This window comes from Sporosarcina sp. GW1-11, assembly GCF_033088395.1.
Lineage (GTDB): Bacteria > Bacillota > Bacilli > Bacillales_A > Planococcaceae > Sporosarcina.
In genome coordinates this window covers 34,447-51,223 of record NZ_JAPMIW010000001.1, presented here as the reverse complement: position 1 = coordinate 51,223, position 16,777 = coordinate 34,447, and the positions used below count along the sequence as shown (strand labels likewise).

The 16,777-nt window shown below is 39.7% G+C and carries 11 protein-coding genes and 2 pseudogenes; all 13 read left to right on the top strand.

Features of this window, described 5'->3' with window-relative positions:
- Window positions 1–4: 4 nt before the first annotated feature.
- Window positions 5–478 carry a helix-turn-helix domain-containing protein gene (locus tag ORD22_RS00235; RefSeq protein WP_317643834.1) on the top strand — a complete coding sequence of 158 codons (474 nt, stop codon included), beginning with the start codon at window positions 5–7 and terminating at the stop codon, window positions 476–478.
- Between the two features lie 153 nt (window positions 479–631).
- Window positions 632–1,360 (top strand): 30S ribosomal protein S2, encoded by a 729-nt coding sequence (gene rpsB / locus ORD22_RS00230; protein ID WP_317643833.1) that lies wholly within the window; start codon window positions 632–634, stop codon window positions 1,358–1,360.
- Between the two features lie 98 nt (window positions 1,361–1,458).
- Window positions 1,459–2,346, top strand: a complete 888-nt coding sequence (tsf, locus tag ORD22_RS00225) for a translation elongation factor Ts (RefSeq protein WP_317643832.1) — start codon at window positions 1,459–1,461, stop codon at window positions 2,344–2,346.
- 80 nt (window positions 2,347–2,426) lie between these two features.
- The gene (gene pyrH, locus ORD22_RS00220) at window positions 2,427–3,155 is read left to right on the top strand and encodes a UMP kinase (protein WP_317643831.1); all 729 of its coding nucleotides are present in this window, start codon (window positions 2,427–2,429) and stop codon (window positions 3,153–3,155) included.
- Window positions 3,152–3,709, top strand: coding sequence for a ribosome recycling factor (frr, locus tag ORD22_RS00215; RefSeq protein ID WP_317643830.1), 558 nt, complete (start codon window positions 3,152–3,154; stop codon window positions 3,707–3,709). The genes pyrH and frr overlap by 4 nt, the downstream gene beginning before the upstream one ends.
- 132 nt (window positions 3,710–3,841) lie before the next feature.
- Complete coding sequence (gene uppS, locus ORD22_RS00210; protein WP_317643829.1) at window positions 3,842–4,633, top strand: undecaprenyl pyrophosphate synthase; 792 nt, start codon at window positions 3,842–3,844, stop codon at window positions 4,631–4,633.
- Window positions 4,630–5,424 (top strand): phosphatidate cytidylyltransferase, encoded by a 795-nt coding sequence (locus tag ORD22_RS00205; protein ID WP_317643828.1) that lies wholly within the window; start codon window positions 4,630–4,632, stop codon window positions 5,422–5,424. The genes uppS and ORD22_RS00205 overlap by 4 nt, the downstream gene beginning before the upstream one ends.
- Before the next feature lie 19 nt (window positions 5,425–5,443).
- Entirely contained in the window at window positions 5,444–6,598 is a 1,155-nt protein-coding gene (dxr, locus tag ORD22_RS00200; protein ID WP_317643827.1) for a 1-deoxy-D-xylulose-5-phosphate reductoisomerase, read from the top strand.
- Between the two features lie 35 nt (window positions 6,599–6,633).
- Window positions 6,634–7,893 carry an RIP metalloprotease RseP gene (gene rseP, locus ORD22_RS00195; protein WP_317643826.1) on the top strand — a complete coding sequence of 420 codons (1,260 nt, stop codon included), beginning with the start codon at window positions 6,634–6,636 and terminating at the stop codon, window positions 7,891–7,893.
- 18 nt (window positions 7,894–7,911) lie between these two features.
- Window positions 7,912–9,606, top strand: coding sequence for a proline--tRNA ligase (locus ORD22_RS00190; protein WP_317643825.1), 1,695 nt, complete (start codon window positions 7,912–7,914; stop codon window positions 9,604–9,606).
- Between the two features lie 63 nt (window positions 9,607–9,669).
- Window positions 9,670–12,576, top strand: a pseudogene (locus ORD22_RS00185) (PolC-type DNA polymerase III); the annotation flags it as partial.
- Between the two features lie 731 nt (window positions 12,577–13,307).
- Window positions 13,308–15,134: a group II intron reverse transcriptase/maturase gene (ltrA, locus tag ORD22_RS00180; RefSeq protein WP_317643824.1), complete on the top strand. Its 1,827-nt coding sequence runs from the start codon at window positions 13,308–13,310 to the stop codon at window positions 15,132–15,134.
- Between the two features lie 112 nt (window positions 15,135–15,246).
- Window positions 15,247–16,650, top strand: a pseudogene (locus tag ORD22_RS00175) (PolC-type DNA polymerase III); the annotation flags it as partial.
- Window positions 16,651–16,777 lie beyond the last annotated feature (127 nt).

Below are 16,777 nucleotides of genomic sequence, written 5' to 3'. Positions count from 1 at the left end.
AATCATGGGAATCATACTGGCATTTTTATTCGTCTTACAAATTATTAGTTTCATGATCATTGCGTTGCTGTTCATGAAAGTTTCTAAGTTCAATAACTTGGAGAAAAAGCAGCAACAACTTATGTGGGAAATGGATCAATCAGTGCTGGCCTATTTGACTGAAGTTAAAGAAGAAAATGATCGTCTGATCAAACGGTTAAATAATTCTACAGCTCCAAAAGAGGCAGCCGAACCTGCTGTAGAAAAAAAAGAGAAACCCCCTGAAACAGAAAAGTTCCAACAAAAAGCGCAACCGGTCCCTATGCATTTCGCCTTACGTTCGTATCAAAAAACAGCCGTTCCCAAACAAGAAGTTGAACCGCTAAATGATCGTCAACTCGTAAAACAACTTCATGAAGAAGGGGAAAATGTACAGGAAATTGCGAAAAAACTCGGAAAAGGTCAGACTGAAGTTGAATTGATATTAAAATTCGACTAAAGTTTGTTTCAACTGTTGCAAAAAACATTGTTGTATGTTAATTTAGTAGATGGTATTACTACACACGTGTGCGGATGAATGAGTGGGTGCCATTATGGTCACTCGTTTGCATGAAGTACGCGGAGGACAAAAACCAATAGGAGGAATTATATCATGTCAGTAATCTCAATGAAGCAATTACTAGAAGCAGGTGTACATTTCGGACACCAAACACGCCGTTGGAACCCGAAAATGAAGAAGTTTATTTTTGTGGAGCGTAACGGTATCTACATTATCGATCTTCAAAAAACAGTTAAAAAATTAGAGGAAGCTTACAACTTCATGCGCCAAGTCGGTGCTGATGGTGGAAAAGTCCTTTTCGTAGGTACGAAGAAACAAGCACAAGAAGCGATCAAAGAAGAAGCAGAACGTGCAGGAATGTACTACATCAACCAACGTTGGTTAGGTGGAACATTAACTAACTTCGGTACTATTCAAAAGCGTGTAGCGCGTATGAAAGCTATTGAGAAAATGGAAGAGGATGGCACGTTTGACGTACTTCCTAAGAAAGAAGTTTCTCAATTAAATAAAGAGCATGAGCGTCTTGTTAAATTCCTAGGCGGTATTCGTGATATGAAAGGATTGCCAGATGTAATGTTCATCGTGGATCCACGCAAAGAGCGTATCGCGGTTGCTGAAGCAATCAAATTGCATATTCCAATCGTTGGAATCGTAGATACTAACTGTGATCCAGACGAAATCGACTATGTCATCCCAGCGAACGATGATGCAATTCGTGCAGTACGTTTACTTACAAGCAAAATGGCGGATGCTTTGATTGAATCTCGTCAAGGTGAAGACGAAGAAGTCGTAGCAGAAACAGCAACTGTAACTGCAGACTGAATTGAGTGAAAGTCGAGACGATAAGTGGCGTACCCCTTATCGTCTTTTTTAAAGTACATGCTATAAATAGTTGATATTATATGAGGAGGAATTTTCTAATGGCAACAATTACAGCCCAAATGGTTAAAGAACTTCGTGAAAAAACAGGCGCAGGTATGATGGACTGCAAAAAAGCACTTACTGAAGTAAACGGTGATATGGACGCGGCGATGGATTTTATGCGTGAAAAAGGTCTTTCTAGCGCAGCAAAAAAAGCGGATCGTATTGCAGCTGAAGGTGTAGCAAACATTTTAATTCAAGGAAACGATGCAGTTATCCTTGAAGTGAATGCTGAGACAGACTTCGTTGCTAAAAACGAAGGGTTCCAAACACTTGTTAAAGAGTTGTCTGAATTCATCCTTGCAACAAAGCCAGCGACAGTAGAAGAAGCTAACGATGCAAAATTGGATAGCGGATTGACTGTAGCTGAACATATCTCTAATGCAGTAGCTAAAATTGGTGAAAAGATTTCTCTTCGCCGTTTTGAAATCCGTCAAAAAACTGATGCAGACGCTTTCGGACCATACTTACACATGGGTGGCCGTATTGCGGTGTTAACAGTTCTTGAAGGCTCAACTGATGAAGAAGCAGCTAAAGGTGTCGCAATGCACATTGCAGCGATGAACCCGAAATATATCTCACGCGACCAAGTATCTGCTGAAGAAGTAGAACATGAGCGTAAAATTTTGACTGAGCAAGCGTTAAACGAAGGCAAGCCAGAAAACATTGTAGCTAAAATGGTAGAAGGCCGTCTTGGGAAATACTTCGAAGAAATTTGTGTGTTAGACCAAGCGTTCGTGAAAAACTCTGATCAAAAAGTTCGTGATTTTGTGAAGGCAACTGGCGGAACATTGGTAGAATTCATTCGCTACGAAGTGGGCGAAGGAATTGAAAAGCGTGAAGACAACTTTGCTGAAGAAGTAATGAGCCAAGTTAAAGGTAATTAAGTTAACATCCAAACTTACAGAGGAGCACATCTATTATGTGTTCCTCTTTTTTGAGAATAAGAAATTGCAGGAGGGTCTACATGAGTATTCCAAAATATAAGCGGATCGTGTTAAAATTAAGTGGGGAAGCGTTGGCAGGAAATCAAGGTTTCGGTCTTTCACCAGAAGTTGTCAAGTCGGTTGCTAACCAAGTGAAAGACGTCGTAGAACTAGGCGTAGAAGTAGCCGTAGTTGTAGGTGGAGGAAACATTTGGCGAGGTAAGGTCGGAAGTGAAATGGGTATGGATCGTACAACGGCCGACTACATGGGTATGCTTGCGACAGTGATGAACTCTCTTGCACTACAAGACGCTCTTGAAAAGTTAGGAGCTGAAACTCGTGTCATGTCTTCTATTGATATGAGACAAGTGGCAGAACCATACATACGCCGAAAAGCAATCCGTCATTTGGAGAAACGTCGTGTCGTTATTTTTGCTGCCGGAACAGGGAACCCATATTTCTCAACAGATACGACAGCTGCATTACGTGCTGCTGAGATTGAAGCAGACGTCATTTTAATGGCAAAAAATAACGTGGATGGCGTCTACTCAGCCGATCCGTTAAAAGATTCAACTGCTACAAAGTATTTAGAGTTGTCTTATTTAGAAGTTATTAGCCAAGGTTTAGAAGTCATGGATTCTACAGCATCTACATTATGTATGGACAATGACATACCGCTCGTAGTATTCTCTATTATGGAAAACGGTAATATTAAAAAAGCTGTACAGGGAGAAGATATCGGTACAGTCGTCAGGAGGAATAAGCAATGACAAAAGAAATTATGAGTCAAGCAACTGAACGTATGGAAAAAGCGCATAGTGCCTTTTCAAGACAGTTGGCATCTATCCGTGCTGGAAGAGCCAATGCAAGTCTATTGGATCGCATTTCTGTTATCTATTATGGTGCACCCACACCATTGAATCAAATGGCTGGTATTTCCGTACCAGAACCACGTTTGCTTGTAGTTCAACCATATGATAAAACAACGATCACTGAAATTGAGAAAGCAATTATGAAATCTGATATCGGTATCACACCTTCTAATGATGGATCTGTTATTCGTTTAGCTGTTCCTGCTTTAACAGAAGAACGCCGTAAAGATTTAGTTAAAGACGTGAAGCGTGAAGCAGAAGATGCGAAAGTAGCGATTCGTAACGTCCGTCGTGATTGCAATGAAGATTTAAAGAAAATCGAAAAAAATGGTGAAATCACGGAAGATGAATTGCACCGATACAATGACCAGGTGCAAAAACTAACGGATGAATTCATTGAAAAAATCGATCAAACGGCAAAAGAAAAAGAGAACGAAATTTTGGAAATCTGAGTACAGAACTTTCTATAAGGAGGAGCGTCCTACTTTTAGGACGCTCTTTTCTGTCTTTTGCATGCTATTTACCATGCAATTTGGTAGGATAGTGTGTAGGAGTGTCCGAATAGAGTCAAGTGGGGGAACGCTATGCTTAAAAAACTAATGCGAAAAAAGACAACCGATATTCAGTCGCTAAATGAGCGAATAGAAATCGTCAAAAAAAGACAGATTCCTAACCATATTGCGATTATCATGGATGGAAATGGAAGATGGGCGAAACAACGAAAAATGCCACGAATTGCTGGTCATCATGAAGGTATGAAAAAAGTCCGTCAAGTAACGAATTTCGCAAATGATTTGGAAGTGAAAGTTCTCACCCTTTATGCATTTTCTACGGAAAATTGGAAACGTCCTAAAATTGAGGTTGATTTTTTGATGAATCTCCCTGGCGAGTTCCTCAATACATATATACCAGAGCTAATGGAAAAAGACATTAAAGTAGAAATGATTGGTAATATGGACGCACTTCCAGCTCACACAAGAAATGCGATTGAAAAGGCGATGGAAATAACGAAAGACAATCAAGGTCTTATTTTAAATTTCGCTATGAATTATGGCAGTAGAATAGAATTGGTTCATGTCATGAAGGAACTTGCGCATGAAGTGGCCGAAGGAAGAATTGAAGCCAATTCAATCAATGAAAGTGTGATTAATTCTAAACTGATGACCGCACACTTACCAGAGCCGGATGTATTGATTCGTACAAGTGGAGAAGTACGTTTGTCCAATTTCATGCTGTGGCAACTTGCTTATGCAGAGTTTATCTTTACAGAAGTGTTGTGGCCAGATTACAACGAGGATTGTTTGCTGCAAGCGATTGAAGAGTTTCAAAATCGAGACCGCCGTTTTGGAAGTTTGGAAGGAGATCAGAAAGGATGAAGCAAAGAATTATTACAGCCATCATAGCACTTGCATTATTCGTTCCGCTTATCGTGACTGGTGGCTTGCCTTTCATCATTGCGATCTTTGCAATTGCCACTATTGGTTTGTATGAATTACTACGCATGAGAAATATATCTATTTTTACTGTAGGCGGGTTCTTATCATGGTGTATTTTACTGGTGATTTTATTACCTGCTCAATGGACTGAACGAGTGGAGAGTTCACTTCGCTTAGGAAAGTTGGAACTAATTTATATAGCAGTGTTATTGCTTCTAGTCTATACGGTAGTTGTGAAAAATCGTTCGACATTTGAAGATATTGCTTTTTCTGTAATGAGTGCACTGTATGTCGGAATTGGTTTTTATTATTTAATCGAAACACGCTTTTTTGGCTTAGAATATATAGGCTACGCATTGCTAATTATTTGGTCTACAGATTCAGGTGCGTACTTCATAGGGCGTAAATTAGGTAAGCGAAAATTATGGCCAGAAATCTCACCGAATAAAACGATTGAAGGATTTATTGGTGGGATTATTTCTGCAATAGTTATTACTCTCGTTTATAATATATTTTATCCAATTGCAGATTCGTATGTAACATTTATCGTCATTACGGTCATTGCATCTATTGTCGGTCAAATGGGCGACTTGGTGGAATCAGCGTTGAAGCGATATTATAATGTGAAAGATTCAGGTACTTTGTTGCCTGGACATGGTGGTATCATGGATCGTTTTGATAGCTTACTTTTCGTTTTACCACTACTTCATTTTGTTCAATTCGTAGGATAACGGAAAGGAAGTTGCATGTATGAAGAAAATTAATTTACTGGGTGCGACGGGTTCGATTGGTACGCAAACATTGGATATTATTGCAGCGCATCCTGATCGTTTTTCGTTAACTGCTATGTCGATTGGGAAAAATATTCAAAAAGCGAGTGCAATCATTGCGCAGTTTCAACCGGAATTAGTATCGGTCTTGGAAGAAGCTGACGCTGTACGTTTACAGAAAGAGTTCTCAAACGTCAAAATCGTTCATGGGGATGAAGGGTTGATTGAAGCGGCAGTTGGCATTGAAGCAGACGTACTTCTTAATTCTGTGATCGGTAGTGTCGGTTTAAAGCCTACTCTCGCAGCCATAGAGGCCGGAATGACAATCGCTATTGCCAATAAAGAAACGTTAGTGGCAGCCGGCGAATTGGTTGTAAAAGCTGCTAAACGCCATCAAGTGCCGTTAGTGCCTGTGGATAGCGAACATTCCGCGTTATTCCAATCATTAAATGGTGAAAATCCAAAACGAATCACACAATTGATTTTGACGGCTTCAGGTGGTAGTTTCAGAGATTATTCACGTGAGCAGTTACAACATGTGACAGTTGAACAGGCGCTTGCACATCCTAACTGGTCAATGGGCAATAAATTGACGATTGATTCTGCGACGATGATGAATAAAGGGTTGGAAGTTATCGAAGCTCATCATCTATTTGCTATGCCATATGATCAAATTGAATGTCTGTTGCATAAAGAAAGTATCATCCATTCTATGGTGGAGTTCGAAGATACAAGCGTTATGGCTCAACTTGGTTCACCAGATATGCGTGTGCCGATTCAATACGCACTAACGTATCCGGACCGTATACCAATGGCCAATGCGAAACGTCTTCGTTTGGACGAAATCGGTAAACTTCATTTTGAAAAAATGGATTACGAGCGTTTTAAAGCCTTAGCTTTTGCATATGATGCAGGTAGGGAAGGAGGCACTCTGCCCACAGCCATGAATGCGGCAAATGAAGTGGCCGTTCAATTATTTATGGAAGGTCGTATTTCTTTCATGCAAATTGAAGAAATCATTGAGCAAATGATGGATCAGCATCAGACTATTAAAGCTCCTAATTTGGAAGAGATATTGGAGACTGATCGCATTACGCGAGAAAAAGTCTATGGTATAGTAAAGTATCAAGATTAATTCTGGCTATTGTAGCCTATGAAGGTGGTTACTGAATGGAAACCGTTATTGCGTTTATAGTGATATTCGGGACACTTGTAGCATTTCATGAATTCGGTCATTTCTTGTTTGCGAAGAAAGCAGGAATTATGGTACGTGAATTCGCAATTGGTATGGGACCTAAAATATTGGCAATTCGAAAAGGTGAAACTCTATATACTATTCGCTTGTTACCGCTTGGTGGTTATGTGCGCATGGCAGGAGAAGATTTTGATACTGTCGAATTGCAACCAGGTTATCGTGTAGGCTTATTGCTAAATGCACAAGACGAAATAGAAAAAATTTATCTAAACCGTAATGTATCTAATCCAAACGTATTGAATTTGGAAGTGGAAAAATCCGACTTGGATAAAGAGTTATATATTGAAGGATATGATGAAGATGGGCAGTTTGTTCATCTAAAGATTGCCAGAACCGCAATAATAATCGAAAAAGGACAAGAAACGTTAATTGCTCCTTATGATCGTCAATTTGAATCTAAATCATTGCGTAGCCGGGCGATGGCTATTTTCGCAGGACCACTATTCAACTTCATTTTAGCGTTCTTCATATTTTTGGCGCTTGGTTTATTAAATGGTGTACCGACCAATGAACCGATTATTTCTGAAGTAAAGGAAAATATGCCAGCTGAAATGGCGGGAATGAAGAAGGATGATCTGATCACTGGCGTGGATGGTAAGTCTATCGATTCCTGGACAGAATTCTCCGAAGCAATCCAAGATAGCCCAGGGATACCGATGGAGTTGGAAATAGAAAGAGCTGGTGAAAAGCTTGTACTAAACGTTACACCAGACACGATTGAAGACGCGGGGCATGAATACGGTCAAATTGGGGTCATTTACTCTAGTCCACTAGAAAAAGGAATCGTCAAATCAGTAGTGTTCGGTGCCGAACAAACCTACACAATGACTATAAAGATTATTGAATTACTAGGCATGCTCATTACAGGTCAATTTTCAATTGATGCATTGTCTGGACCAGTTGGCATATATAAAGCGACTGAAGCAGTTGCACAACATGGTGTTTTTAATTTAATGAATTGGGCTGCTGTCTTAAGTATCAATTTAGGAATTATGAATTTACTACCATTACCAGCACTTGACGGTGGTAGATTATTGTTCTTCTTATTCGAAGGCGTACGCGGCAAACCGATTGATAAACAAAAAGAAGGCATGGTGCACTTTGTCGGTATCATGTTGCTGATGGTTTTAATGCTTGTTGTGACGTGGAATGACATTCAACGGTTTTTCTTCTAAAAAAGGTGTAAGCATATCATGAAACAATCGAAAACGTTTATCCCTACGATGCGTCAGACCCCGGCAGATGTAGAACTCCGATCCCACGAATTATTATTGCGGGCGGGATGTATTAGACAGACGGACTGTGGGGTCTTCACGTATTTAACACTTGCACAAAGAGTACTTCGTAAAATAGAAGACATTGTACGTCAAGAAATGGAAGCCATTGAAGGTATTGAAATTTCTATGCCAACGCTTCAAAGTTCTGCTGTATGGAAAGAAACGGGCCGTTGGGGTTCCTACGGCAAGGAACTATTTCGTCTACAAGATCGCCATAAGAAAGATTTTGCTCTTAGTCCTAGCGACGAGGAACTTTTAATAACTCTATTGCGAGATGAAGCGAGTTCGTACAAAAGACTCCCTTTGACATTGTTTCAAATGAAAACAAAGTTCTATGATGAAGATCAACCACGTAATGGATTACTTCATAATCGTGAATACATGATGAACGATGCCTACTCCTTTCACGCTACAGATGAAAGTCTTGATGAAAAATATGAAGAAATTATGCAAGCTTTTACGAATATTCTAACGCGTCTTGGCATGAAATTTCGAATGGTCATGGCCGATCGTAAGACTGAAACTCATGAATTCATTGCCTTATCAACTGTCGGTGAAGAAAAAATTGCCTACAGCGACAGTTCTTCATACGCTGCGACGATTGATTTAGCAGAAGTCAAGATGACGTATGATATGCCGGATGAGAAACTTCAGCAAACGACTAAAATTGCCACGCCAAATAAGCGAACAGTTGAAGAAGTGGCTTCATTTTTATCAGTTGAGCCGGAGAATATCATTAAATCATTACTGTACACAATAGATGGTGAAAGTGTCATGATTATCTGTCGTGGTAATCATCACATCAATAATAAAAAATTACAGCGGGCATTAAATGCAGATCAAGTGGATCTGGCAACGGAACAACAGGTAGAAGAATTACTTGGATGTTCGGTAGGTTCGGTAGGTCCAGTAAAACTACCGATAGGTGTAAAAGTCTATGCAGATCATGCGATAATAGCTGTTGTTAATGGTGTGACAGGTGCCAATGAAGATGATTTCCATTTAGTGAATGTAAATCCAGAACGCGATTTCGCAATTGATGATTATTTGGATATACGTTTCGTGCAAGAGGGGGATACTTCTCCGGATGGGATTGGGACGATTCAATTTACACGAGGTATTGGAATTGGCAAAATTTCTAAACAAGGGACGCAGTATAGCGAGCGTATGAAAGGTCTGTTCCTAAACGACCGAGGTAGGACAAAGCCATTCATTATGGGACGTTACCAACTAGGTATTACGCGTTTATTAGCGTCAATTGCAGAACAAAACAATGATGAAAATGGATTGAAATGGCCGAAGCACTTAGCCCCATATGATATTCATTTAGTTCTCGTCAACCTGAAAGATGAAGTACAACAACAATTAGCGGATGAGTTATATGCTGTGTTGGAGTCCTATCGATATGATGTACTATACGATGATCGCGCGGAAAGAGCGGGCGTGAAATTCGTAGACTCAGATTTAATTGGCTTGCCGGTACGAATTACGGTCGGTAAAAGAGCAGAAGAAGGAATCGTCGAAGTGACATTCCGCCACAATGGTGAATCAATGGATTGGCAAAAAGAAGAAGTGCTAGAAAAGTTACAGTCTTTCTTTAGTGCAGAATAAAAAAGAAGGGGAGTCCGGTGTTAGCGGAACTTCCCTTCTTTTCGCGATAGAACGGAGGAATTAATAGTGGATGCCGCACAAAAGTTTTTAACGTTATTGCAACAAACAGGCTTAACTGATGATCAGTTGATGCCATATTTTCGCAATGGAGAATTGAATCGGGTGACCGTACAGAAAAAGTCTAGGGTATGGAAATTTAATATTACACTGGATGATGTATTGCCTATTGATGTATTCCGATTCGTACAACAACGCGTCCATGAATCATTCGCAGCTATAGCGAATGTACATCTACAAATAGAAAGTCGCAATAAATCAACTGACGAGCAGTTAATGATTGCGTATTGGCCGCATGTAATAGAAGAACTAGCTGATATATCTCCACCTCTACGTCATTGTTTAGTTTCACAACAACCTAAGTTACATGGGGAGAAATTACTCATAACATGTTCGAATGATTTAGAATGCCAAACATTAAAAAATAAATATATCGAACCATTGGCAGTAGCGTATCAGCAATTTGGTTTTCCGCAATTAATTCTAGATGTATCTATTATAGAAAATAAACATGCCAAAGAGGAACTACAAAGTTTCCTTTCTCAAAAGAAGCAAGAAGAAGATCTATTGTCTAGACAAGCAGCCATTCAATTACAGCAACGAGAGTCGATGAAGAGTGAACAAGGGGATTCTGATAAGGCATTAATTCTTGGTACACTGATTAAAGCAGGAGAACCTATTGTTCCAATACACGAAATTCAAGATGAAGAGCGTCGACTAATTATTGAAGGTTTTGTATTTGATGCAGAAGTTAGAGAACTCCGAAGCGGTCGTTCGTTATTAACGCTGAAAGTTACGGATTATACCGATTCGATCTTAGTGAAAATGTTTTCACGTGATAACGAAGATGCTGAGATGATGAAGTCCTTTAAAAAAGGAATGTGGGTACGTGCAAGAGGTGGTATACAAAATGATACATTCGTTCGTGATCTAATCATGATGGCGCAAGATTTAGCTGTTATCCCTTCGATAGAACGTAAAGACAAAGCACCTGAAGGGCAAAAACGCGTGGAGTTACATGCACATACTTCGATGAGTCAAATGGATGCAGTTGTATCAGCGCAAGCTTTAGTAGCTCAAGCAGCGAAGTGGGGACATCCTGCGATTGCGATTACAGATCACGCCAATGTTCAGTCGTTTCCTGAAGCTTATAATGCAGGTAAGAGACATGGCATTAAAGTGTTATTTGGCTTAGAAGCCAACCTTGTCGATGATGGTGTGCCGATTGTTTATGAAGAACAGCACAGACTGTTAGACACGGATACGTATGTCGTGTTTGACGTGGAAACAACTGGTTTGTCAGCGGTTTATGACACAATCATTGAGTTAGCTGCTGTTCGTGTGCGTAATGGTGAGATTATTGATCGTTTTGAACGATTTGCTAATCCTCATCATCCACTTTCGTCTATTACGACCAATCTGACAGGTATTACGGATGATATGGTGAAAGATGCACCTGAAGTATCTGAAGTAATGGAAGACTTTATTGAATTTATCGGGGACGCAGTGTTGATTGCACATAATGCCTCATTTGATATGGGCTTTTTCTATGCCTCATGTAAGCGGGCTAAAATAGAAGTAAAAGCGTACCCTGTAATCGATACACTAGAACTTTCGCGTTTCCTTTATCCGGAACTGCGTAACCACCGACTGAATACGTTAGCCAAAAAGTTCGATATTGAACTAACACAGCATCACCGAGCGATTTACGATACAGAAGCGACGGCATATTTATTCCTTCGCTTGTTGACAGATGTACAGGAAAAAGGTATTGAGTGGTTAGATGATCTCAATAAAAATATTGGGGAAGGCGATGCATATAAACGATCGCGACCATCGCATTGTACGTTACTTGTGACAGATAACGAAGGACTAAAAAATCTATTTAAACTAGTATCGATTTCGCATATGGATTTCTTTTATCGCGTACCACGTATTCCACGGTCGTTGCTTGTAAAGTACCGTAAAGGAATACTAGTTGGGTCAGGTTGTGATAAAGGGGAAGTATTTGAAGGGTTGATGCAAAAGCCAATGGAAGAAGTTGAAGAAATCGCGAGCTTCTATGATTACCTTGAAATTCATCCAAAGCCTGTGTATTCACACTTACTTGAATTAGATCTCATTCGTGATGAGTGGAACTTAGAAGATATTATGCGTAAAATGCTGAAACTAGGTAAGAAGACAGGTTTACCAGTATGTGCAACAGGCAATGTCCATTATCTTGATGAAAATGACGCTACGTATCGGAAAGTTCTCGTTCGCTCCCAAGGTGGGGCCAATCCGATGAATCGTCATTCGTTACCAGCCGTACATTTTAGAACAACAGATGAAATGTTGAAGGAATTTGCTTTTTTGGGTGAAGATGTAGCGAAAGAAATTGTCATTGACAACCCACTGAAAATAGTAGAACGTGTCGGTGATGTCCAGCCGATTAAGGATGACTTATATACACCAAAAATAGAAGGCGCAGATGAAGAAGTGCGTGAACTGACGTATTCAATGGCTCGGCACATTTATGGTGATACGCTGCCAGAAATTATTGAAGCGCGCATAGAAAAGGAATTAACCTCCATTATTGATAATGGTTTTGCGGTTATTTATTTAATCTCTCATAAACTCGTTAAAAAGTCGCTTAATGATGGATATTTAGTTGGTTCGCGTGGTTCGGTAGGGTCTTCATTCGTTGCGACAATGATGGAAATTACTGAAGTAAATCCAATGCCGCCACACTATGTTTGCCCATCATGTAAAACGTACGAGTTCTTTGATGATGGTTCGGTAGGTTCTGGTTATGACTTACCCAATAAAGCGTGTCCGAAGTGTGCAACGATGTTCAAAAAAGACGGACAAGATATTCCCTTCGAAACATTCCTTGGTTTCGCAGGAGATAAAGTACCCGATATTGATTTGAGTGTGCCACGTTGCTAATTGAAAAGATTAGCCACTAGTTTCGGCTAGTAGAACTGTTAACTTGAAGTGTGGAATGATGGAGTAACGCCCTGAAACACACTCACTGAATCTGCGGCAAGCGATGGAAGCAATGTAAATAGCAGAAGTCGTTTGAAGCCCGCTAAAGTCGGCTGAAGTTTACCCTAGCACGTAATGGTGAGGAAAGACCTTACTGGTTGTAAATGATAGGTCGGGTGTCTATAAAATTCCTATGGTTAGAATGGATAGATTCATCTGGACGAATCCTCGACTGACTCTTCGTGAATGTCACTATGTAGAAATGCATAGGGGTCCAAAATGGACTTTCTAGTGTGGATGAGTAAACGTTAGGTTATGAAAATCCATATGGCTTTACAGGAGCCATTAAGCTAGACGGAGTTTAGAGGAAACCTAAGGGAATTATGCGATAGATAGAGTTAATGGAACGTGGGAAGCTCCGAAGACTTGAGATGATTACACATCGCCTGAAAGTCGTTCTTCAGAAAGCTGTAAAGTATAATGAAGATTTATCGGAGCGGCAGTAAAGCCGTAGTACCGTTTGTAGGAATTGCCGATGATAACCGAATAGATTGAATAGGTTTGAGGGTAAAACAATTCCAAGGGAAGGGCTTAAGTCGTCTTTTACGATACAAATCCTACAAAAGTCAGTATTCTTGTATGACCAAACAGAAACGAAAACCGATTGAGGTGATTAGTTGGCTGACTTAATGGTTCAAAAGTTAAGAAACAATGAATACTTTAATGTTCAAGAAAAGTTTGATACTTTATATGCTGAAAGTAAAAATGGAAGGTATTTTAAGAAGTTATACGATTTAATCGTGTCGGAAGAAAATATTCTCCTTGCTTATCGAAACATGAAAAGCAATACTGGGAGCAAAACAAAAGGCTCAAACGGGCATACGATTAAACATCTTAATAAGATGAATAAAGATATGCTCATTAAAATGGCTCGCAGAAAATTAGAAAACTACAAACCGGAAATGGTTAGAAGAGTGATGATTCCGAAGCCGAATGGTGATAAACGTCCTCTTGGTATACCGACGATTGAAGATAGACTGATTCAGCAAATGATTCTACAAGTTCTTGAACCAATCGTTGAGGCAAAATTTCATCCATCAAGTTTCGGGTTTAGACCACATCGGAATACGCACGACGCCTTAGCGAGATGCTACCATATGGTCAATCATAGTCATCAACACTTTGTAGTCGATGTAGACATTAAAGGTTTCTTTGATAATGTAAATCATAAAAAGTTAAGCAAACAGCTTTGGGCTATTGGTATTAGAGATAAAAAAGTGCTGAGTATTATCAGTAAGATGTTAAAAGCAGAAATTGACGGTGAAGGAGTACCTGATAAGGGAACACCACAAGGCGGGATACTTTCTCCTTTGTTATCTAATATCGTGTTAAACGAGTTAGACTGGTGGATTTCAAATCAATGGGAAACAAAACCGACAAGAGTGAACTATAAACTGAAAAGGAATCGTACAGATGCCTTGAAGAAGACAAGGTTAAAGCCTTGTTACATTGTTCGCTATGCAGATGACTTCAAAATCTTTACAAACTCTTATGAAAATGCCCGTAAGTTATTCATTGCTGTGACGAAATGGTTAAACGAGCGTTTGGGCTTAGATGTTAGTCCTGATAAAAGTAAAATCACAAACCTTCGAAAGAATGGAACGGATTTTCTAGGTGTACGCTTTCGAGCGGTACAAAAAGGGACAGCTAAAACGGGGTATATTGTAAATTCAAAAATATCCCCGAAGGCAAAAGAAAAAGTGACGAAGGTTTATCTATATAAACTAAGTCAAATACGGAAAAGCCCAACGCCGAAAAAGATTCTTGACCTCAATGCATTTACGTTGGGGATTCATAATTACTATAAGATTGCCACCAGGGTATCGGTTGATTTTAATGATGTTAGACATACGATACACTTTAAAATCAAAACTTTAATGTATCGGAACATTTTTAACCCGACAACAGAGAAGAATGCTGTAATTGAAAAGTTCTATGACGATTTCAATTACAAACGATTTAAAAGTAATGGCATACTGGTATATCCATTTGAATCCATTCGGCATCAAATACGAGGTCAAAGAGACCCTACATTTACGGTTTACAACAAAGAAGACCGTCAAAGAATACATCGAGAACTAATTCATGTAACAGCCATTGAAATTGAACATTTAAGAAGAGGGAACTTCTCATCAAAATCTACTTTGTATGAAAATAATCGGATAAGTAAATATGTCGCGCAAAAAGGAAAGTGCCATATTACAGGAGAGCGGTTAATGCCAATCAACTGTGTTTGTCACCATATCCTACCTACTAAAATGGGTGGAACTGATGAGTACGACAATCTTGTGATTATTAAAAAGGATTATCATACCCTTATCCATACAAAGTTTCCGATGAAAGACCCTGCAAAAGTAAAACTCGTCTATTCATTAGATGAAAAAGCATTAAAGAAACTCAATAAACTACGCAAGGTTGTAGGATTCCAAGCGTTAGTTGTTTAATTTATCGTAAATATAAAGACGATGGAGCGCCGTATGACGCCGAAAGGGTCACGTACGGTGTGGGACAGGGGAAAAGCCGGCGATAATATCAAAGGTTTACCTATTGTCATATTTCAGTGGTGAATATCAAGCTCACGCGCATAATTATACGAAGGAATTATTCGGGGAAGACTATGTGTATCGTGCAGGAACGATTGGAACTGTTGCTGAAAAGACTGCATACGGTTACGTCCGAGGGTATATGAACGATAATGACTTACAAATGCGTGGAGCGGAAATCGATCGACTTGTGCAAGGTTGTTCTGGTGTGAAAAGAAATACAGGACAGCACCCCGGTGGAATAATTGTTGTACCAGACACGATGGATATTTTCGATTTTACGCCAATTCAATTTCCAGCAGATGATATACAATCCAGTTGGCGTACAACACACTTTGACTTCCACTCGATAGATAACAACCTATTGAAATTGGATATTCTAGGTCACGATGATCCAACGATGATTAAAATGCTAGAGGATTTATCAGGAATTGATGCAAAAACGATTCCGCCAGATGATGAAGGCGTTATGGCGTTATTTAGCGGAACAGAATCACTAGGTGTCACTGAAAAGCAAATCGATTGTAAAACAGGGACGCTAGGTGTGCCAGAATTCGGTACTCGTTTCGTTCGACAAATGTTGGAAGAAACAAAACCGTCCACATTCTCTGAATTAATCCAGATCTCTGGTTTATCTCATGGAACGGATGTATGGCTTGGCAATGCACAAGAATTGATCCAAAATAAAACTTGCCAGCTATCCGAAGTAATCGGTTGTCGTGATGATATTATGGTTTACCTGATCTATCAAGGACTAGAACCATCATTGGCCTTTAAAATTATGGAATCCGTTCGTAAAGGAAAGGGATTAACACCAGAATTCGAAGCTGAGATGAAGGCGAATAAAGTACCTGGTTGGTATATTGCTTCGTGTAAGAAGATCAAATACATGTTTCCGAAAGCGCACGCGGCTGCTTATGTATTAATGGCGCTTCGTATTGCGTATTTTAAAGTACATCACCCAATCATGTATTACGCCACGTACTTCACCGTGCGTGCAACAGACTTCGACTTAATGACGATGTCTAAAGGTTCGGCATCTATCCGTGCGAAGATTAAAGAAATCAATGATAAAGGGTTGGACGCACCACCGAAAGAGAAGAACTTGGTTGTTGTACTGGAAATTGCACTTGAAATGGTAGAGCGCGGATTTACTTTTGCGAAACCAGATCTATACAAATCCGATGCCACTCGCTTTATTATTGAAGATAATCAATTGATCCCACCGTTTAATGCGGTACCTTCTTTAGGTACGAACGTTGCGAAAGCGATTGTCGAAGCGCGTAAAGATGGAGAGTTTTTATCAAAAGAGGACTTCCAAAAGAGAGGTCGCGTATCGAAAACAATCGTCGAGTATTTAGACAACTTTGGTTGTTTAGAGGGAATGCCAGATGCCAATCAATTATCATTGTTTTGATTGAGACTTACAGCTGCATCATTTGCATTGTAAATGCCCTTATGATACGATTGAAACAACTTTTGCTATACGTCTTGCGGAAAAGAGTGGGGCTTCCCGCTCTTTTCTGTTGTTATTTTGAATTTCG